Here is an 18,753-nt window from a genome sequence, read left to right on the forward strand (position 1 = left end):
TCAACTCCGCAATGGGCGCGGGGAGTTCAGCAGGGACTTCACGAACTCCCGTCGGTCGTCGGCGTGGTCGTGGAACCAGAGCCCCAGACGGTGTCCCGCATCGGGGAGTTCGAACCTCGTGTACCGGGCGCGGGCGGCGAGCGCGTCCTGGACGGCCGCGGTCACCTCCGGCGGGATCACCGCGTCGGTGCCCGGCACGGCGAGCACCGCCCGGCCCTCGTACGCCCGCAGCACGTCGAGGGCGGGCGCCTCCCGCCAGCTGCCGGGCCGCCGGATGATCGCGCTGAACTCCCCGTCGCCCTCCCCGAACGGCACCTCCCACGCCTGCGCCGCGTACACCGCGGGCGAGCACAGTCCCAGGGCCGTCACCCGGGGGCCGTACTTGGCGGCGAGGTCGGCCACCGTCTGTCCGCTCATGCTGAACCCGACGAGCGCCAGTGGCGCGTGTGCCGGAACATGGGCGTCGATCACCGAGGACGCCTGCTCGAAGCGTCGACGCAGGCTCAACTCCCCGAGTGCGCCGGTGCTTTCGCCGTGCCCGGAGAAGTCGAAGGCGAGGACGCGGCAGCCCTGGGCCGTGAACTCCCGGAGCAGCGGCAGCAGTCGCTCCTTGCTGCCGTTGCCCGCGCCGTGCAGCACAACGGCGGTGGCGCCCCCCGGTCCACCGCCGTCGGCCTCACCGCCGTCGGCGTCGGCGTTTCCGTCGCCGCCGCCGCAGACGCCGCTGAGTCGTTCACCGTCGAACTCGTGCGTGAAAGAGGTCAGTTCGCTCATACGCCGAGGGTAGGCCGCGCCTATTCGCCGGCCTGGGTGGGCGCGCAGTCCATGTAGGAGCCGGACTCGTACGCCGCCTTGTCGCTGTCGCGGGCCCGGATGGCGTCGACGAGACGGGCGTGGTCCTGGAACTGCTCGGGGCGCAACGCGTCGCCGAAGTGGTCCAGGAGCGAGTCCCGGATCACCTCGCCGAGGTCCGCGTGCAACTCGGCCAGGACCGTGTTGTGGGACGCCGAGACGACGGCCAGGTGAAACGCCACGTCCGCGTTGACGAAGCCGACCCGGTCACCGGCCGACCAGGCCTGTTCCCGCTGGACCAGCAGCGCGTCGAGCCGCTCCAGGTCCTCCGGCGTACGGCGCGCGGAGGCCAGCCGCGCCGCACGGATCTCCAGGGCGCCGCGCACCTCGGCGACGTCATCGGTGTGGGCCTTCGCGAACCGCGTCCGCATCATCCCGGCGAGTTCGCTGGTCGCCCGCACATAGGAGCCGGAGCCATGGCGGATGTCCAGCAGGCCCGTGTGCGCCAGCGCCCTGATCGCCTCACGCACCGTGTTGCGGGCCACTCCGAGCTGCTCGACCAGCTCCGTCTCGGTGGGGATGCGCGAGCCCACCGGCCAGGCTCCGGAGGTGATCTGCTTCCGCAGCTGGGCGATCACCTTGTCCGACAGCGCTTCTCGACGAACGGGATCCAGATTCATCCCGTCAGTCTATGTCAGCACTCATCCTATGACCCTGTGTAAAAGTCGTCCTACAACTGGATGACGAAAACACTGGACATCGAGTCATGGGATGAGTCTACGATGACGTCCATGCCGAAGGATGAGCTCAAGAACCGCGTCTCGCGCACCGGCCAGGCAGCTTCCCTCAGCACTTCCCGGGGGACGCGCCAGCTGACGGTGGTGGCCCTCGTACTCGCGGCGCTGAACCTGCGCCCGGGGGTCACCAGCCTCGGGCCCGTCCTCGAAGAGGTCCGCGACACCCTCGCCATGAGCGGCACGGTCGCCGGACTGCTGACCTCCATTCCGGCCGTCTGTTTCGCGTTGATCGGCTCGACGGCCCCCGCGCTCGCCCGGCGGTACGGGGCGAGCGGCGCCATCGCGGCCGGCGCGGCGGTGCTGACGGTCGGCCTCGCACTGCGGCCGTTCGCCGCCGGCGCCGTCCTGTTCGTCGTCCTGACCGCCCTGTCGCTGGCGGGCATCGCCATCGCCAACGTCCTGCTCCCGGCCGTCGTCAAGCAGCGCTTCCCCGACCGGGTGGGCGCGATGACCGGGCTGTACTCCATGGCGTTGAACGTCGGCGCCTCCAGCGCCGCCGCCGTCACCGTTCCGCTGACCGAGGCGTTCGGCGGCGACTGGCGGTACGGCCTCGGGGCCTGGGCGGTCCCGGCCGCCATGGCCGTCCCTCCCTGGCTCGCGCTCGCCCGCCACCACGGGCCGGCACCGGACGCGGCGCGGCGGTCGGCGGATGCGGCGGCGGGTACGGCGGTCGTGGGTGCGGCGGCCGGCGGTGACGAGTCGCGGTCGCGCCCCGGGGGCCGGATCTCCCGTGACCCCACCGCCTGGGCGCTCACGGCCTACTTCGGGCTCCAGGCGAGCTCCGCCTACATCATCATCGGCTGGCTGCCCCAGATGTTCCGGGACGCCGGACTGTCCGCCGGGACCGCGGGCCTGCTGTTCTCCGGGACCTCGCTCCTCGGGGTGCCCCTGTCCTTCGCCCTGTCCGCTGTCGCCGGGAAACTGCGCGACCAGAGCGGGATCGCGGTGGCCATCGGTCTGTGCGGACTGGCCGGCTACGCGGGACTGTGGGCCGCGCCCGCCGACGCGCCCTGGCTGTGGGCGTTCCTGCTGGGCGTCGCCAACTGTTCCTTCCCGCTGGCCCTGACGATGATCAGCATGCGCGGCCGGGACAGCGCCACCGTGGTCAGGCTCTCCGGGTTCGTGCAGAGCTTCGGCTATCTGCTCTCGATGCCGGGACCCGTCGTCGTGGGCGTCCTCTACGACCGCAGCGACGGCTGGCGGGTGCCGCTGGTCTTCATCATGCTGCTGACCCTGGTCCAGATCGGCGCCGGCCTGCTCGCGGGCCGCAACCGCCAGATCGGCTGACCCGGAGCTCCCTCTCTCGTCTTCGCGTCGACTTCACCTTCGCTTCCCTTGTGCGGCGAAATTCACGCCATCCGGCCCTATTGAATTCCGCCATGCCCGGAATTCGCTTTCCTCGGAAATGTTCATGGGCCCCATTGACTGACCTCCTGCCCTTCGAGCCGTACGACGTCACCACCCCCGTCGGCAGCACCTACCGGGGCCTGCGCTTCACGCGGAAACTGTGCGGGGTGCCGATCATCCGCGCCGGCGAGAGCATGGAGGCCGAACTGCGCGCGGTGGTCCCCGGCATCAGGATCGGCAAGATCCTCATCCAGCGGGACAAGACGACCAAGCAGCCCCACCTGTACTACACGGCCCTCCCCGACGACATCGCCGACCGCCACGTCCTCCTGCTCGACAAGGAGCGCCTCAACGAGAACGCGTACATGGTCCCCGGCATCGGCGACTTCGGCGACCGCTACTTCGGCACGGACCCGTAGAGAAGAACCGGCAGAGAAGCAGCACGGCCGGCTCAGAGGCCGGGGGCTCCCCACACCGGGAACCAGCGGCTCAGGTCCTGCTCGATCCGCAGGTCGTTCGCGAGGGCGGCCTTCACCTGAAGCTCCAGCGGGTTGTCGCGCCGCCGCCCACCACCGGGCAGCGGCGCGAACGGGTAGAACGAACCCCGCTTGTAGAGATACACGAGCGCCAGCCGACGCCCGCTCCCGGTCCCCGGCTCTTCCGTTCCGTCCGTCCCGACCGTCCGTTCCTCGAAACCGGCAAGGGAGCACAGCAGTTGTGGGCCGAAGCCGTTGACCTCCATCGCGCTGTTCACCGCGTGCAGGTCGTTGACCAGGAGCGACAGCTCGTCGGGGGAGCGCTGTGAGACCAGCCAGGAGTAGCCGTAGTCGTCGCGCACCAGCCGCACCGGGGGGCCGGTGCGATCGGTGTCCGCGTCGAGGAGCGCCTGTACCTCGCGGTGCGTCTGCTCGAAGGCCGAGCCCTCGACGGTCGCGAAGCACACGGCACCCTGCCCGGTCGGGGTGAAACCGGCCGCCGCCTCCAGCGTCACCGCCGCGGACGGCAGCGCGAACAGCTGATCGAGGTCGGGCACGACCGGTTTCGTCCTGCCGAGCAGGATGTCCAGCAGCCCCATGCGCCTCAGCCCGCCTTCCCCGGAGTGGCCGCCTCGCCCAGCTCGGCGGAGATCCGCCCCAGCTGTTCGAGCCGCTGCTCCAGGCTCGGGTGGGTGGAGAAGTACCGCTCGATGCCGGGCTCCCGGCCCGTCGCCGGGGTGAAGTAGAAGGCGTTGAAGGCCTGGGCCGTCCGCAGGTCCTTCGTCGGGATCCGGGCGATGTCGCCGGAGACCTTCGTCAGCGCGGAGGCCAGTGCCGAGGGACGGCCGGTCAGCTGTGCCGCCGCCCGGTCCGCCGCGAGCTCCCGGTACCGGGACAGCGCCCGGATGAGCAGGAAGCTGAGCGCGTACACGGCCGCGGAGACACCCATCACGACGGCGAAGACGGCGGCGGTGTTCTGGTCCCTGCGCCCGCCGCCGAACAGCTGCGAGTAGAACGCGAACCGCACGATCAGCCCCGCGATCACACCGAGGAACGACGCGATCGTGATCACGGCCACGTCCTTGTGCGCCACGTGCGACAGCTCGTGCGCGAGCACGCCCTCCAGCTCGGCCGGCTCCAGCCGCCCCAGCAGGCCCGTCGTCACGCACACCACCGCGTGGTCGGGGTCGCGGCCGGTCGCGAACGCGTTCGGCATGCCCATCTCGGAGACGGCGACCACCGGCTTCGGCATGTCGGCGATCGCGCACAGCCGGTCGATCACGGCATGCAACTCGGGATACTCCTCGCGCTCCACGACCCGCCCGCGCATCGCGAACATCGCGATCCGGTCGGAGAACCAGAACTGTGCGACGAACATGGCCGCCACCAGGGCGACGACCAGCAGCCATGACTTCAGCAACACGATCAGCGCGGCGACGAACGCCACGTACAGCAACCCGAGCAGGAACATCGTGACCGTCATCCGCACGGTCAGCCGTCGATCGCTCCGGAAACGGCTCTGCATCTGCATCACCCCGCAGTCAGGCACTCGTCCCACTGCCCATTGTGCGCCCGCCCCGCCCATGGACAGATCGAGATCGGCCCTGCGGAGAGTAAAGGAACAAGGGGACAAGGGGGTCAGAAGTTGGAGATCACGCTGGTGATGACCTGCTCGATCGTCTCGGCCTTCTTGGCGTCGTAGTCCTTGCCGCCACTGGCGTCCGCGATGTCCTCGAGCGCGCTCCTGCCGTCCGCGTCGTCCGGGTCGGCGTCGCTCCCGTAGGCGATGGTGAAGACCCGGATCTGGTGCCGGCCGGGGTCGCCGATCCGTTTCAACAGCTCAGCCTGCGTGATGCTCCCGCTGTCCTCGTTGCGGCCGTCGGTGAGCAGCACGATCGCGTTGATCGCCTGGGGGTCGTAGTCGTGCCGCATGGCCTCGGTCGCGGCGTCCAGGGTGTCGTTCAGCCCGGTCGCGCCCTCCGCCACCAGGCTCTTGACGTTGTCGGCCAGCAGACCGGCCCGGGTGCCCCCGGCCAGCTTCTGGTCGTACGGACCGAGCGGCACGAGTTCCTTGTAGTCGTGTTCGCTCTGGAGGGTGGAGGCGTCGGAGAACTTCCACAGACCGACCCGGTCGGTGCCGACGAACTCGCCGAACAGCTTGGACTCGGCCTGCTTCAGCCGCTCCATCTTGGTGTCGCCGACGCCGGGGATCACGTCGTTCATCGACTCCGACGTGTCGATGACGATGCGCACGTTGGCGCGTCGGCGCAGGGCGGGCCAGATCTCCAGCAGATGGCCGAGGACGTCGCCCCTGGGCATCGGCATCCGGGTGAACTGCGCCTCGGGCAGGACTCCGGCGGCCTGCACGAGCTGCGTGGACCCCTTGGGGATCTTGCCCTCGTGGGTGCGGAAGCCGTAGGGGGCGAACTGCTTGCCGTAGACCTCGGGGCTCTGCAGGTATCGGAGGAAGTCGTCGGCCACCGCCTTCTTGGCGGAGCTCATCCCGTTCAGCTCGATGTACGGGTGGTCGGAGAACGGGACGCCGTCCTTCGGATAGAACGACACCAGCGGGGTGTCCGGCAGGGCGGTCTTCTTGCAGTCGGGGTCCGCGCTGAGCGCGCCGCACGGGTAGCCCGCGTTGTAGGCCACCACGCTGCTCTCCTCCAGCGTGACGGCGGAGATGTACGACATGGCCTTCTGGGGGCTGCTCCGGTCCGCCTCACGGAGGTTCGAGAGGAAGGTCAGGGTGGTGTCACCGTAGTGGACCGCGGCCTGCTCGATGCTCTTGACGAACGCGCGGTTGGCGGGATCGTCGATGTGCGGGATGCCCAGCTCACCGCTGGTGCCCGTCTTGGCGTAGAAGGCGGCGACGGTCGCGTTCAGCCCGGACGTGGAGTAGCGCGGGTTGGTCTTGCCGAGTTTGAAGGCGCCCCACTCGGGCTTCTTGTGATCCGCCCAGAAGCCGTTCGCGTTCTTCGCCCACTCGGCCAGCTGTTTCCAGGTGAACCGTCGCTCCGGCCAGTTCAGCGCCTCGGCCATCGGTTTCGGCATGGCGATGGTCAGCGGGCTCTGCACGATCGATTCTGCCTGCTCGGGGAACTGCCGCGCGTTCGCCCCCTTGGCCTCGGCCCTGGCCAGCGAGAGCCAGGTGCTGCCGGCCGGGGCCCACACGTCCGGCTTCGCCCCGTCGGACTCGCCCCAGCCCGCGACCAGGGCGCGCATCCCGTCGCCCGAGTTCTTGTCCTCGACCTTGATCGCCAGGCACTTCCCGCCCGCGGTCCGGGTGCCGTAGACCTCGGCCGCCAGACGCAGGGGCTCCGACTTGTCCACGGAGGCGGCGATGGTCAGGGGCGCGGCGTTCGCCTGCTCACAGGCCGCCAGGCTGGGGGAGACCGAGCCGGAGAGCGGCTTGGCGTCCTTGCCTTCGGTCTCCCCGCCCCCGCACGACTGCAGAACGACCCCGAGGGCGACCGCCGTCGCGGTGAGCGGCACCCAGACCGCCACCCGGCCCTTCCAGCCACGCTTCCCGCCCTTCTTCCCGGTGCCCTTCCCACGGCCCGTACGCAGCTGCGCCGCGAACGACCGACGCGGGGTGCGGCCGCCGGACCCCCCTGGCGACCCCGATCCCCCCGCAGGCCCCCCAGAGGTCACCCCCGAGCCCTGCGACGACTCAGCCGCCCCCAAAGCCCCTGCGGCCCCCAACGTCCCCAAGGCCCCCGCGGTCCCCACTGTCTCCGAAGCCCCTGCGGACCCCGACGCCCCCGCCGACCCCCATGTCCCCGCGGACCCCGACGTCTCCCAAGTCCCCGGCGTTTCCCAAGTCCCCGATGTTCCGGAAGTTCCCGGTGTCGGCGTGTCGGGGCCGGTGCCTTCGGGCTGGTGTTGCAGGAGCACGGCGACGGCGACCTCCGCCGCGTTGGCGGCCGCCCGCTGCTGGCCGCCTTCGGCCTCGGCCGCGCCCTTCTCGCCGTCCGCGCGGTCGCTGATCCCGCGCACGACAAGGGCTTCCGTACGGTGGCGCTGCGCCGCCTTGCAGAAGCCGAAGCCCTCCATCTCCAGGGCGGCCGCATCCTGGTAGGTGCTGTTGAGCCGGCGCCGGATGTCGCCGGACTTGGCGTCGAGCACGACGTCGCCGGAGGCGATCGGCTTGAAGTGGCACTTGATGCGGACGTCCGCGTACAGCGCCGTCTGCCACAGGGAGAGCGAGGTGTCCACGGCGTCGGGACGGGCGCCGCGCCCCTGGGCCGACACCTTGGCGCCGTGGATCTCGTACACCTTGGTGGCGACCACGACGTCCCCCGGCGGGATGTCGTCCTTGAGGCCGCCCGCGATCCCGACCAGGAGCGCGACGTCCGGCCGTAACACCTCCAGCAGACCGTGCGTGCCCAGCGCGGCGACCACGTTCGTCACACCCACCTGGGCCAGGTGCACGGTCCATGAGGCGTAGACGCCGTCGAGCTCGAAGGTCTGCACGACCGTGGCGTTGACTCTCCGCTGCCCCTTGCGCCGGGCGTGCTCGGACCGCAGACAGTCCAGCAACGGGGAGAACTCGACGGGAAGCGCTGTCACGACGACGGCGGTACGCGAAGGGCGGGCTGTTGTCACCGGACCAACCGTTCTTGATGCCGACCTGAATACCGACGGTGAGGCAAGAGACACAAAACTAGCACCGAGCGGCCCAACAGCCCTGGCAGTAAGACCAATTGCCCCTGCTCCCGTACACGCCCCTGTTCTAATACGGCGCCCGGAACCGCAGGTACCCGAGCAGCAGGATCGCCGCGATCACACAGCCCAGCACGAGCGCCGTCGACGCCCAGGACGAGCGGCGCGGTGTGACCGGCCCGGGGTCGCCGCGGAACGGGACCGGCTCGGGCGGGTTCTCCTTCCAGCGGGCGGCCAGCATGCGGGCCCGCGCCGAGGGTTCCTTGTGCGTCGCGTCGTCCGCCCACCGGAGGTCGAACTCCCGCTCCGCGTCGTCGTGTTCGGGCATCCCCGTATCTCCCCGTACCCCGTTCTCGAACAGCAGTGCCAGAAACCATACGACGGCGCCCCCGCCCTGTGAAACAGAGCGGGGGCGCCGGGACGGCTCACGCGTGGTGCACGCGCGGTCCGATCACACGTCGAAATACAGCTCGAACTCGTGCGGGTGCGGACGCAGCTGCAGCGGGGCGATCTCGTTCGCGCGCTTGAAGTCGATCCACGTCTCGATCAGGTCGGACGTGAAGACGTCACCGGCGAGCAGGAACTCGTGGTCGCGCTCGAGGGAGTCGAGGACGGCCGGGAGCGAGGTCGGGACCTGCGCGACGTTCGCGTGCTCCTCGGGAGCCAGCTCGTAGAGGTCCTTGTCGATCGGCTCGGCCGGCTCGATCTTGTTCTTGATGCCGTCGAGACCCGCGAGCAGCAGGGCCGAGAAGGCGAGGTAGGGGTTGCCGGAGGAGTCGGGCGCGCGGAACTCGACGCGCTTGGCCTTCGGGTTGGAGCCCGTGATCGGGATACGCATGGCCGCGGAGCGGTTGCGCTGCGAGTAGACCAGGTTGATCGGCGCCTCGAAGCCCGGGACCAGACGGTGGTAGGAGTTCACCGTCGGGTTGGTGAAGGCCAGCAGCGACGGGGCGTGCTTGAGGATGCCGCCGATGTAGTAGCGGGCGGTGTCCGACAGGCCCGCGTAACCGGCCTCGTCGTAGAACAGCGGGGTGCCGTTGCTCCACAGCGACTGGTGGACGTGCATGCCCGAGCCGTTGTCGCCGAAGATCGGCTTCGGCATGAAGGTCGCGGTCTTGCCGTTGCGCCAGGCGACGTTCTTCACGATGTACTTGAAGAGCTGGAGGTCGTCGGCCGCGGCGAGCAGCGTGTTGAACTTGTAGTTGATCTCGGCCTGGCCGGCGGTGCCCACCTCGTGGTGCTGGCGCTCGACCTGGAGGCCGGACGCGGCCAGCTCCAGGGAGATCTCCGCGCGCAGGTCGGCGAAGTGGTCGACCGGCGGGGTCGGGAAGTAGCCGCCCTTGTAGCGGACCTTGTAGCCGCGGTTGTTCTCCAGCGCACCGGTGTTCCAGGCGCCGGCCTCGGAGTCGATGTGGTAGAAGGACTCGTTCGCGCCGGTCGCGAACCGCACGGAGTCGAAGACGTAGAACTCGGCCTCGGGACCGAAGTACGCGGTGTCGGCGATGCCGGTCGACGCCAGGTACGCCTCCGCCTTCTTCGCCACGTTGCGCGGGTCACGGGAGTACTGCTCGCCCGTGATCGGGTCGTGGATGAAGAAGTTGATGTTCAGCGTCTTGTCGCGGCGGAACGAGTCGACGCGCGCGGTCGACAGGTCGGCGCGCAGCGCCATGTCGGACTCGTGGATGGCCTGGAAACCGCGGATCGACGAGCCGTCGAACGCGAGCTCCTCGTCCGGGTCGAACGCCTCGACGGGCAGCGTGAAGTGCTGCATGACGCCCGGCAGGTCGCAGAAGCGGACGTCGACGAACTTGACGTCCTCGTCCGCGATGAACTTCTTGGCCTCGTCGGCGTTCTGGAACATCCAGCTCCTCCTACTCCCGGCCGTCGAGCCGGGGTGGTAGTTCGTTCGTGCGGCCAGTGCGGTGGCACACGCTGTCGTCGACCCTAGGGACGCGTGATTTCTCGGGCGTGACCCATTTGTTTCGCACAAGTTAACCGGACCGTGCCCGGTGTACCCCACCTGTCCGTATCGCGAAACGGGCGCAGTACCGTGGACGCGTGGACAACAGGGACGCAATCGGCTCGTGGCTCTCCGGACCCCGCGCGGCCATGGAAGACGCCGGCGCCGACTTCGGATACCGGGGCGAGCAGCTCGGTCTGCCGGAGGAGGGGCCGGGCTCGATCGCCCGCCCCGGGCGGCGGCTCGGCGCGCTGGCCGCGGACTGGGGGCTGTGCTTCTTGATCGCATACAGCCTGATCACCGACGGCTACGCTCCCGCCGCGACCGGCAACTGGACCCTGCTCGTCTTCCTGGTGATGAGCATCCTCACGGTGGGTACGGTCGGCTTCACTCCCGGCAAGCGCCTCTTCGGCCTGCGGGTCGTGTCCGCCGAGACCGGCACGGTGCGCCCCCTGGGCTCACTGATCCGCACGGTCCTGCTCTGCCTGGCCGTCCCCGCCCTGGTCTGGGACCGCGACGGCCGCGGCCTGCACGACCGACTGGCCCGCACGGTGGAAGTACGGATCTGAATCTTTCGAGTACGAGGAAGGGGCGCCCGGAGTGATCCGGGCGCCCCTTCCTCGTACCGCTTCCTCGTGCCGTCAAGAAAGCCGTGGGACTCAGCGGGCCTTGCCGCCGCCGCCCTTCGGCAGCCGCATGCCCTTGGGCATCGGCCCCTTCGGCAGCGGCATGTTGCTCATCAGGTCGCCCATGGCGCGCAGCCGGTCGTTGGTGGCCGTGACCTGCGGGCCGGCCAGGACGCGCGGGAACTTCAGCAGGGTGGTGCGCAGCTTCTTCAGCTCGACCTGACCCTCGCCCGTGCCGACGATCACGTCGTGCACCGGGACGTCCGCGACGATGCGGTTCATCTTCTTCTTCTCGGCGGCCAGCAGGCTCTTCACCCGGTTGGGGTTGCCCTCGGCGACCAGGACGATGCCGGCCTTGCCGACGGCCCGGTGCACCACGTCCTGGCTGCGGTTCATCGCCACCGCCGGGGTCGTCGTCCACCCCCGGCCGATGTTGTCGAGGACGGCCGCGGCCGCGCCGGGCTGTCCCTCCATCTGACCGAACGCGGCCCGCTCGGCCCGGCGCCCGAACACGATCGCCGTCCCGAGGAAGGCGAGCAGGAAGCCCAGGATGCCGAGGTAGACCGGGTGGCCGATCAGGAAACCGATCGCGAGAAAGACACCGAAGATGAGGAGGAAGACGCCCGCGAGTACCAGGCCGATCGTCTTGTCGGCCTTGCGGGTCATCTTGTACGTCAGGGCGATCTGCTTCAGTCGCCCGGGGTTAGCGGCGTCCGCCGCGCTGTCACTTCTCGCCATGCCACGAAGTCTACGTGCCCTCTCAAGCGCCTACGACGGCAGGAGGGGAGCTGTGCGGCGGGGGATCAGGGGTGGGGTGGAGGTCAGGGGCGGGTGGAGGTCAGGGGTGCGGTGACCGCCTCGAGGACGCGCTGCGCCTCGACCCGGTCCTTGGCGCGACGACGGTCCTCCAGCACGGAGGTCCAGGCGTTGCGACGGGCGGTGCGCTGGCCGCTGCTCATGAGCAGCGACTCGACGGCGCGCAGTGCGGTGCTGAAGGTCGGGATCGCGGTGGCGCGAACGGGCGCGGCCTGCATGGTGGGTGTCCCCCTCGGACGGCTTCGGGTAAGGGCGGCGTGGTGCACGTGATGTGATACGAGCGTCACTGATTGGTGTTACCAGGGCGTGACCGACCGGTCAAACAGGAATGAAGCCTTGATGCGCAGGGCCGAAACGCTGACGCGGCCCCGGCGACGCCCTCATCTGCGAGGACGGCCGGGACCGCGTCATATCGGTCACTACTGGCGAGTAGGGTCTTGTGCGCGAATTCACACACTCGGCCTGCGGCCGTACGGCGCAAGCGAGGTGACGTCGTGTCAGACAGCCTGGGCGGCGATGAAGGAACCGCGCTTCTCCACGGCCATCTGATAGAGGCGCCCGGCACGGTAGGAGGACCGTACCAGCGGACCCGACATCACGCCGGAGAAGCCGATCTGCTCGGCCTCCTCCTTCAGCTCGACGAACTCGTGCGGCTTGACCCAGCGCTCGACGGGGTGGTGGCGCACGGAGGGCCGCAGGTACTGCGTGATGGTGACCAGCTCGCAGCCGGCCTCGTGCAGCTGCCGGAGCGCGTCGCTGACCTCCTCGCGGGTCTCGCCCATGCCGAGGATCAGGTTCGACTTGGTGACGAGGCCGTAGTCACGGGCGGCCGTGATGACGTTCAGCGAACGCTCGTAGCGGAAGCCGGGGCGGATCCGCTTGAAGATCCGCGGGACCGTCTCCACGTTGTGCGCGAAGACCTCGGGCCGCGAGGAGAAGACCTCGGCGAGCTGTTCCGGGACGGCGTTGAAGTCGGGGGCGAGGAGCTCGACCTTGGTGCGGCCGGCCTCGCGCTCGGCGGTCTGCCGGTGGATCTGGCGGACCGTCTCGGCGTAGAGCCATGCCCCGCCGTCCGCCAGGTCGTCGCGTGCGACACCGGTGATGGTGGCGTAGTTCAGGTCCATCGTGACGACGGACTCACCGACGCGCCGCGGCTCGTCGCGGTCCAGCGCCTCGGGCTTGCCGGTGTCGATCTGGCAGAAGTCGCAGCGCCGGGTGCACTGGTCGCCGCCGATGAGGAAGGTGGCCTCGCGGTCCTCCCAGCATTCGTAGATGTTCGGGCAGCCGGCTTCCTGGCAGACGGTGTGCAGGCCCTCGCTCTTCACGAGGTTCTGCATCTTCGTGTACTCGGGGCCCATTTTCGCCCGGGTCTTGATCCACTCGGGCTTGCGCTCGATGGGGGTCTGGCTGTTGCGGACCTCCAGGCGCAGCATCTTGCGTCCGTCGGGTGCGACTGCGGACACGACCGGCTCCCTAGCGTTTGATTCTTCGGCGTCCCCCAGGGTACGCCCGTGGATTTGAAAGCCCACCGCGGCGTCAGGCTGCCGGTGTTCTCTCGATCTCCCGCGGCTTCGGTTCCGCGTTCTCCAGGACGTCCCTCAGGTGCCGTTCCACCACCGGCAGGACCTCCTCGATCGTGACGTCGCGGCCCAGCTCGCCGGCGAGGGAGGCGACGCCCGCGTCCCGGATGCCGCACGGGATGATCCGGTCGAACCACTTGTTGTCCGGGTTCACGTTGAACGAGAAGCCGTGCATGGTGACGCCCTTGGCGACCCGGATGCCGATCGCGCCCACCTTCCGGTCCTCCCGCCGCTGACCGGCGTTGGACGGCGCGTACTCCGGCCCGTTCAGCCGGGGGTCGAACTCCTCGTCGGTGAGCCGGGGGTCGAAGTCCAGCGACAGACCGCCGAGCGAGGGGCGCTGCTCCACCGGGTCGCCGAGCACCCACACCCCGCTCCTGCCCTCGACCCGGGAGGTCTGCACGCCGAACTCCGCGCAGGTGCGGATCAGGGCGTCCTCCAGACGCCGCACATGGGCGACGACGTCCACCGGACGCGGCAGCTTCAGGATCGGGTAGCCCACCAGCTGGCCCGGCCCGTGCCAGGTGATCTTGCCGCCGCGGTCCACGTCCACCACCGGAGTGCCGTCCAGAGGCCGCTCGTCGTCGGCGGTGCGCCGGCCGGCCGTGTAGACCGGGGGGTGCTCCAGGAGCAGCACGGTGTCCGGGACCTCGTCGGCGAACCGGGCCGCGTGCACCCGGCGTTGCTCGTCCCACGCCTCCCGGTACTCGACGGCGTCCCCGCCGAACCCCATCCGGACGAACCGCAACTCGCTCACGGCAAGCGCCTCCCTGAAAGTCGTCAGGCGCGTCACGCGCCCAAGCCACTGTACGTCCGCGCCCTCCGCGTCCTTCGGGCCCTCCGCGTCAGCCGCACGCTCAATCCTCACACGATCGGATGAATGAGTCCCGAGACGTGCGAGCGGCTGCTTACTCTCCGCTACATTCGCGCCGTTCATGAGGCCAAAAGGGCTGATCACAGCATCAGCGCACTTCATCCGGGCACGTCACAGGCCCGGGAGGCAGGAGACCGCACCGCAGATGACGGAACGACCCGCGCAGCGCACTCCCAACCGTCAGCTCGCCGCGCTCATCGCAGAAGCGGGCTTCTCCAACGCGGGACTGGCCCGTCGCGTCGATCAGCTCGGCCTCGAACACGGGCTGGACCTCCGATACGACAAGACGTCCGTCACCCGGTGGCTGCGCGGGCAGCAGCCCCGGGGCACCACCCCCGCCCTCATCGCCGAGGTCTTCACCCGGCGGCTGGGCCGTCGGCTCACCGCCCAGGACCTCGGTCTGGACGCCTGCGCCCCCGTCTACGCGGGCCTGGAGTTCGCCGGATCCCCCGAGGAGGCCATCGACATCGTCGGCGGACTCTGGCGCAAGGACTCCGGCAGCCACGCCGAGCTCCGCAAAATCGCCTTCACCCCGGCGGGGCTCGTCGTGCCGAGCCGCGACTGGCTGATCGGGCGGGCCGACGAGAAGGTCGCCCGCAGCGAGCCGCCCGCCCGGGTGCCCGTCCAGGGCCGTCCGTCCGCCCGGCCCGCCGCACCCCAGCAACCCTCGTCCCCGCCGGCCACGCCCGCGCCCGCCCAGGCCTCGCCCGCACCGGCGGCCGTCCCCCGGCAGCGGGGCCACGCCACCGAGCGCGGGCCCGGCCAGCGGGTCACCGGCGGCGACATCTCCGCACTGCGCTCGGTCGGCGAGCTCTTCCGCACCCTCGACGACAGGTACGGCGGCGGCCACGCCCGGCAGGCCCTCGTGCGCTACCTGGAGCACGAGTGCGAGCCGATGCTGCGCGGCTCCTACGGCGAGCAGACCGGCCGCCGTCTGTTCGGCGCCGCCGCCGACCTGACCCGGCTCGCGGGCTGGACCTCCTTCGACATCGCCGCGCACGGTCTGGCCCAGCGCTACTTCGTCCAGGCCCTGCGCCTGTCCCAGGCGGCCGCGGACCGGGCGTACGGCTCCTTCGTCCTGGTCACCATGAGCCGTCAGGCCGTCTATCTCGGGCACGGGCGCGAGGCGGTGCAGCTCGCGCGGGTGGCCCAGCAGGGAGTCGGCACGGGCGCCCCGCCCGTCGTGCAGGCGCTGCTGCACTCGGCGGAGGCGCGCGGGCACGGCGTGCTGGGCGAGGTGCGGGCCTCGACCGCCGCGCTCGTACGTGCCGAGCGGGCGCTGGAGGCGGCCAAGGCCGGGGACGAGGTGCCGTACTGGGCGCGTTTCTTCGACGAGGCGCAGCTCGCCGACGAGTTCGGGCACTGCCACCGTGACCTGCAGCAGTTCCGGGCGGCCGTGCAGCATGCCGAGCGCTCGCTCCAGCTGCGTCCCGCCGCGTACGCCCGCAGCCGGCTGTTCTGCCGCGTCGTCCTCGCCTCGGCGCGCCTCGGCCTCGGCGAGCTCGACCAGGCCTGCCAGCTCGCCGCGGAGGCCGCCGGCCAGGCGGCGGAGATGCGGTCCGTCCGCGCCCTGGAGTACGTCCGGGACTTCGAACGCCGACTGGAGCCCTACCGAGACGCCACCCCCGCCCGCACCTACCGGGACAAGGTGGCAGCCCTGGGCTGAGCGACTGAGATGTTTGGCCGTCGCCTTCTGTCCCTACCGAGTCGGGTGGTGGGTGGGCATAGGCCGGGGGGCTGGGGGCGGAGCCCTCAGGGGAGATGCCCCTTGGGGGGAGGTGCCCCCGGCCCGCCCGGTCAGGCCGCTGCCTGTTCCCGGCGCGGTGTCGGTGCGGGGTCGGCCAGGTTCAGGGAACCAGCGGAGCGAAGATCGGAGACGATCGCCGCCGCCGCCCGGTGCGCGGAGTGCAGTGCACCCTGGACGGTGCTGGTGTCCCGGTGGTCCCCGCACACGTAGAGCCCCGCCAGGAGCCGCACCGGCCGCCGCAGGTCGTGCGGCGCCCGCATCGCCGGCACGGCCTCGGCGGTGTGATGCACGGCCAGCGTCTCCCACCGCGCGGTCGAGGTGCCGTACAGCCGGGACAGATGCATGCGTACGGCGGTGTCGACGCCCGGCGGCGGTGTGCCGAGGACCGTGGACGAGATCAGCGCCCGCCCCCCGGGCGCCCGGCTCGGGTCCACCTGGCTGACCACCGCCGTGTGCGCGACCGGCCCGCCCCGGTCGGCGTCCAGGAGCAGCGACGCGCCCGTCTGCGGCGGGTCGTCCGTGGTGTGGTGGACGACCGTCACCGGGTGGAAGTCGGGCACCCGCAGCCCGGGCAGCAGTTCCGCCGCGGTGCGCGCGTCGGTGGCCACCAGGACGGCACGGCAGCGGAACTCACCGTGCTCGGCGGTGGTCACCGAGGTCGTCGAGACCGAGGTGACCCGCACGGCGGTGTGCACACTGCCCTCCGGCAGCGTCCGCGCGAGCAGCTCCGGCAGCACCTCGGCCCCGCCCTCCGGCAACGACAGCCGCCCGGCCGCGAAGGCGCGCAGCGCGAGGTCCGCGCACCGGCTGGACGTGGTGAGCTCCGGGTCGCACAGCAGCGCGGCGAGCAGCGGACGCAGAAAGCCGTCGATCGTGCGGGTCGGCAGCCCACGGGCGGCGAGGGCCCGGGCGGCCGGCAACTCCGGGCGGCGGAGCAGCCGTTCGGCGGGCGTGGCCGCGAGCCGGCTGAGCGCCGCGCCCAGCCGGGCCTGGTCCATGGCGCTGCCCAGCGGCGTGCCCGCGCGTACCGGCGCGGAGCCGCCGGTGCGGGGCCTGGGCAGCGCACCCGGCCGGGGAGCGCTCGCCAGGGCGCGTACGGCGTGTAGTGCGCCCCTTGCGCTCCCCGCACCCGACTGCGCACCCGCCCGGTGATGTCGCCCGTCGCTGTGCAGCAGGACGCCCGGCGTGAACGGGCGCAGCACGAGCGCGTCCAGCCCCGGTGTCAGGGCCAGCTCGGGATACGCCGTGGACAGCAGCTGCCCGATGCGGTCGAGCCGGAACCCGTCGACCTTCTCCGTCGACATGCGGCCGCCCACCCAGGGGGCGGACTCCAGGACCGCGGTAGTTACTCCTGCGCTGGTCAGCCGATGCGCCGCGGAGAGTCCGGCGACTCCGGCTCCCACCACGACGACGTCTGCCTGGTACGCGGGCTCAAGCACGTGCCCCTCCTCGAGGTTGCGCGGCCGGTGGAGACGTCATGCCCCCAACAGCCGTCCGGGATGCCCGAGTTCGGATCGAGGTTAGGGCCGTGATCGGTCAGGAACAGTCGCGCATGGACAGAGCACGGTCGCACGGCGGTCGCATACGGTCACGCAGGGGGTCAGGCTGCCCGGATCGCGTCCTCGATCCCGGGAAACGCGAACGTGAACCCGGACTCCAGCAGCCGCTTCGGCACCACCCGCGCACTGCCCAGCACATCCCCGGCCATCTCGCCCAGCACCGTCCGCAGCACCGGCGCCGGCACCGTGAAGAGCGTCGGCCGGTGCAGCACCCGCCCCATCGCCGCCGTGATCTCACGGTTGGTCAGCGGCTCGGGCGCGGTCAGGTTGAACGGCCCCGACAGGTCGTCGCGGTCGATCAGATGCCGGATCGCCGCCACCTCGTCGTGCAGCGCGATGTACGACCAGTACTGCCGCCCGTCGCCCATCCGCCCCCCGAGCCCGGCCTTGAAGAGGGGGAACAGCCTGCCCCAGGCCCCGCCCCCGCGCGCCACGACCAGCCCGGTCCGGGTGAAGACCGTACGGACGCCCGCCTCCTGGGCCGGAGCGGCCGCCGCCTCCCACTCCACGCACAGCTCCGGCAGGAAGCCGCTCCCGGCGGGCGCGCTCTCGTCCACGATCCGCTCGCCCGTCTCGCCGTACAGCCCCATCGCGCTGCCGTTGACGAACACCCGCGGCCGCCTCTCGAGCGAGGCGAGCGCCTGTGCCAGCGCGGACGTGCCGTGCACCCGGCTGTCGTGGATCCGCTTCTTGTACGTCTCGCTCCAGCGCCGGTCGCCGACCCCCGCCCCCGCCAGGTTGACCACGGCGTCGCAGCCGGCGAGCCCGGCCGTGTCCACCTGCCCCCGCTCGGGATCCCAGCGCACCTCGTCCGCGCCCCGGGGCGCATGGCGCACCAGCCGTACCACCTCGTGCCCGTCCGCGGTCAGGGACCGCACCAGGGCGCTGCCGATCAGGCCGGACGCACCGGCCACCGCGATTCGCGTACGTTCCATGCGGCCATCCTGCCCGGTGAGCGGATAAAACCCCGGTTCGGTCGGCGCCCCCGCGTTCTAGGGTGGCGGCCATGCCCGAACCTTCCGCACTTCGCATACGCACCGCGGTGCTCGCCGACGACGGGGCGCTGGGTCTCGTCGACCGTCTCACCTGGTCCCCGCTGCACGCCGTGATGCCCGAGCCGCAGCCGCCCTACGACCCCTTCTTCGACGAGCATCACCCGCCCGAGGAGATCCTGGTCGCCGAACTCGACGACCGCGTGGTCGGCTACCTCCGCCTCGGCCTTCCCACCAAGCTCGACTGCAACCGGCACGTCCGGCAGATCCGGGGCCTCGCCGTCCTCGACGAGGTGCGCGGCCGGGGTGTCGGGCGGGCGCTGATCCGCGCCGCCGTCGAGGAGGCCCGCGGGCTGGGCGCCCGCCGCCTCACCCTGCGCGTCCTCGGCCACAACACCCCGGCCCGCGCGCTCTACGAGTCCGAGGGGTTCGTGGTGGAGGGCGTGCTGCCGGAGGAGTTCCTGCTGGACGGGAAGTACGTGGACGACGTGTTCATGGGCCGCTCCCTGTAGCCCCACACAACGC

Annotated in this window: 17 protein-coding genes and 1 pseudogene; 5 read left to right on the plus strand and 13 right to left on the minus strand. The window is 70.9% G+C overall.

Features of this window, described 5'->3' with window-relative positions; translation table 11 throughout:
• Window positions 1-774 (minus strand): alpha/beta hydrolase, encoded by a 774-nt coding sequence (locus tag B5557_RS32520; protein WP_079662797.1) that lies wholly within the window; start codon window positions 772-774, stop codon window positions 1-3.
• 20 nt (window positions 775-794) lie between these two features.
• Window positions 795-1,472, minus strand: coding sequence for a FadR/GntR family transcriptional regulator (locus B5557_RS32525; RefSeq protein ID WP_079662798.1), 678 nt, complete (start codon window positions 1,470-1,472; stop codon window positions 795-797).
• Between the two features lie 111 nt (window positions 1,473-1,583).
• Between B5557_RS32525 and B5557_RS32530 the strand changes: the two genes are divergently transcribed.
• Together B5557_RS32530 and B5557_RS32535 are read left to right on the plus strand one after the other, a co-directional pair.
• The gene (locus tag B5557_RS32530; RefSeq protein WP_231976110.1) at window positions 1,584-2,876 is read left to right on the plus strand and encodes a CynX/NimT family MFS transporter; all 1,293 of its coding nucleotides are present in this window, start codon (window positions 1,584-1,586) and stop codon (window positions 2,874-2,876) included.
• Between the two features lie 140 nt (window positions 2,877-3,016).
• Window positions 3,017-3,355: pseudogene (locus B5557_RS32535) on the plus strand (uracil phosphoribosyltransferase); the annotation flags it as partial.
• A gap of 32 nt (window positions 3,356-3,387) precedes the next feature.
• On the opposite strand, the gene pspAB reads toward B5557_RS32535, so the two are convergent.
• The 5 genes from pspAB to glnA form a co-directional block, all read right to left on the minus strand.
• Window positions 3,388-4,011: a PspA-associated protein PspAB gene (pspAB, locus tag B5557_RS32540; RefSeq protein WP_079662801.1), complete on the minus strand. Its 624-nt coding sequence runs from the start codon at window positions 4,009-4,011 to the stop codon at window positions 3,388-3,390.
• Between the two features lie 5 nt (window positions 4,012-4,016).
• Complete coding sequence (htpX, locus tag B5557_RS32545) at window positions 4,017-4,937, minus strand: zinc metalloprotease HtpX (protein ID WP_079665131.1); 921 nt, start codon at window positions 4,935-4,937, stop codon at window positions 4,017-4,019.
• Window positions 4,938-5,050: 113 nt separating this feature from the next.
• Window positions 5,051-7,981: a phosphorylase family protein gene (locus B5557_RS32550; protein WP_159424463.1), complete on the minus strand. Its 2,931-nt coding sequence runs from the start codon at window positions 7,979-7,981 to the stop codon at window positions 5,051-5,053.
• 163 nt (window positions 7,982-8,144) lie between these two features.
• Window positions 8,145-8,402: an SCO2583/SCO2584 N-terminal domain-containing protein gene (locus B5557_RS32555; RefSeq protein WP_079662803.1), complete on the minus strand. Its 258-nt coding sequence runs from the start codon at window positions 8,400-8,402 to the stop codon at window positions 8,145-8,147.
• Between the two features lie 123 nt (window positions 8,403-8,525).
• Window positions 8,526-9,935, minus strand: a complete 1,410-nt coding sequence (gene glnA / locus B5557_RS32560) for a type I glutamate--ammonia ligase (RefSeq protein WP_079662804.1) — start codon at window positions 9,933-9,935, stop codon at window positions 8,526-8,528.
• 197 nt (window positions 9,936-10,132) lie between these two features.
• Between glnA and B5557_RS32565 the strand changes: the two genes are divergently transcribed.
• Window positions 10,133-10,603 carry an RDD family protein gene (locus B5557_RS32565; protein ID WP_079662805.1) on the plus strand — a complete coding sequence of 157 codons (471 nt, stop codon included), beginning with the start codon at window positions 10,133-10,135 and terminating at the stop codon, window positions 10,601-10,603.
• Between the two features lie 90 nt (window positions 10,604-10,693).
• Here B5557_RS32565 and B5557_RS32570 read toward each other — a convergent pair whose 3' ends face one another.
• From B5557_RS32570 to lipB, 4 genes are all read right to left on the minus strand, one after another.
• On the minus strand, window positions 10,694-11,398 hold the full coding sequence (locus B5557_RS32570; RefSeq protein WP_079662806.1) for a DUF4191 domain-containing protein: 705 nt from the start codon (window positions 11,396-11,398) through the stop codon (window positions 10,694-10,696).
• A gap of 83 nt (window positions 11,399-11,481) precedes the next feature.
• On the minus strand, window positions 11,482-11,694 hold the full coding sequence (locus B5557_RS32575) for an SCO2195 family GlnR-regulated protein (RefSeq protein ID WP_079662807.1): 213 nt from the start codon (window positions 11,692-11,694) through the stop codon (window positions 11,482-11,484).
• Window positions 11,695-11,973: 279 nt separating this feature from the next.
• A complete protein-coding gene (gene lipA / locus B5557_RS32580; protein ID WP_079662808.1) occupies window positions 11,974-12,939 on the minus strand; it encodes a lipoyl synthase in 966 nt (321 codons plus the stop codon).
• Window positions 12,940-13,012: 73 nt separating this feature from the next.
• Entirely contained in the window at window positions 13,013-13,813 is an 801-nt protein-coding gene (lipB, locus tag B5557_RS32585; RefSeq protein ID WP_079662809.1) for a lipoyl(octanoyl) transferase LipB, read from the minus strand.
• A gap of 262 nt (window positions 13,814-14,075) precedes the next feature.
• Between lipB and B5557_RS32590 the strand changes: the two genes are divergently transcribed.
• Window positions 14,076-15,596, plus strand: a complete 1,521-nt coding sequence (locus B5557_RS32590; RefSeq protein ID WP_079662810.1) for a regulator — start codon at window positions 14,076-14,078, stop codon at window positions 15,594-15,596.
• Window positions 15,597-15,727: 131 nt separating this feature from the next.
• Here B5557_RS32590 and B5557_RS32595 read toward each other — a convergent pair whose 3' ends face one another.
• Window positions 15,728-17,116 (minus strand): NAD(P)/FAD-dependent oxidoreductase, encoded by a 1,389-nt coding sequence (locus B5557_RS32595; protein ID WP_079662811.1) that lies wholly within the window; start codon window positions 17,114-17,116, stop codon window positions 15,728-15,730.
• A 161-nt stretch (window positions 17,117-17,277) separates the two neighbouring features.
• Window positions 17,278-18,171: a TIGR01777 family oxidoreductase gene (locus B5557_RS32600; RefSeq protein ID WP_162499671.1), complete on the minus strand. Its 894-nt coding sequence runs from the start codon at window positions 18,169-18,171 to the stop codon at window positions 17,278-17,280.
• A gap of 71 nt (window positions 18,172-18,242) precedes the next feature.
• On the opposite strand from B5557_RS32600, the gene B5557_RS32605 reads away from it, so the two are divergent.
• Window positions 18,243-18,740: a GNAT family N-acetyltransferase gene (locus tag B5557_RS32605; RefSeq protein WP_173877756.1), complete on the plus strand. Its 498-nt coding sequence runs from the start codon at window positions 18,243-18,245 to the stop codon at window positions 18,738-18,740.
• Window positions 18,741-18,753: the final 13 nt, after the last annotated feature.

The sequence above is a fragment of the Streptomyces sp. 3214.6 genome (genome assembly GCF_900129855.1).
Taxonomy (GTDB): Bacteria; Actinomycetota; Actinomycetes; order Streptomycetales; family Streptomycetaceae; genus Streptomyces; species Streptomyces soliscabiei.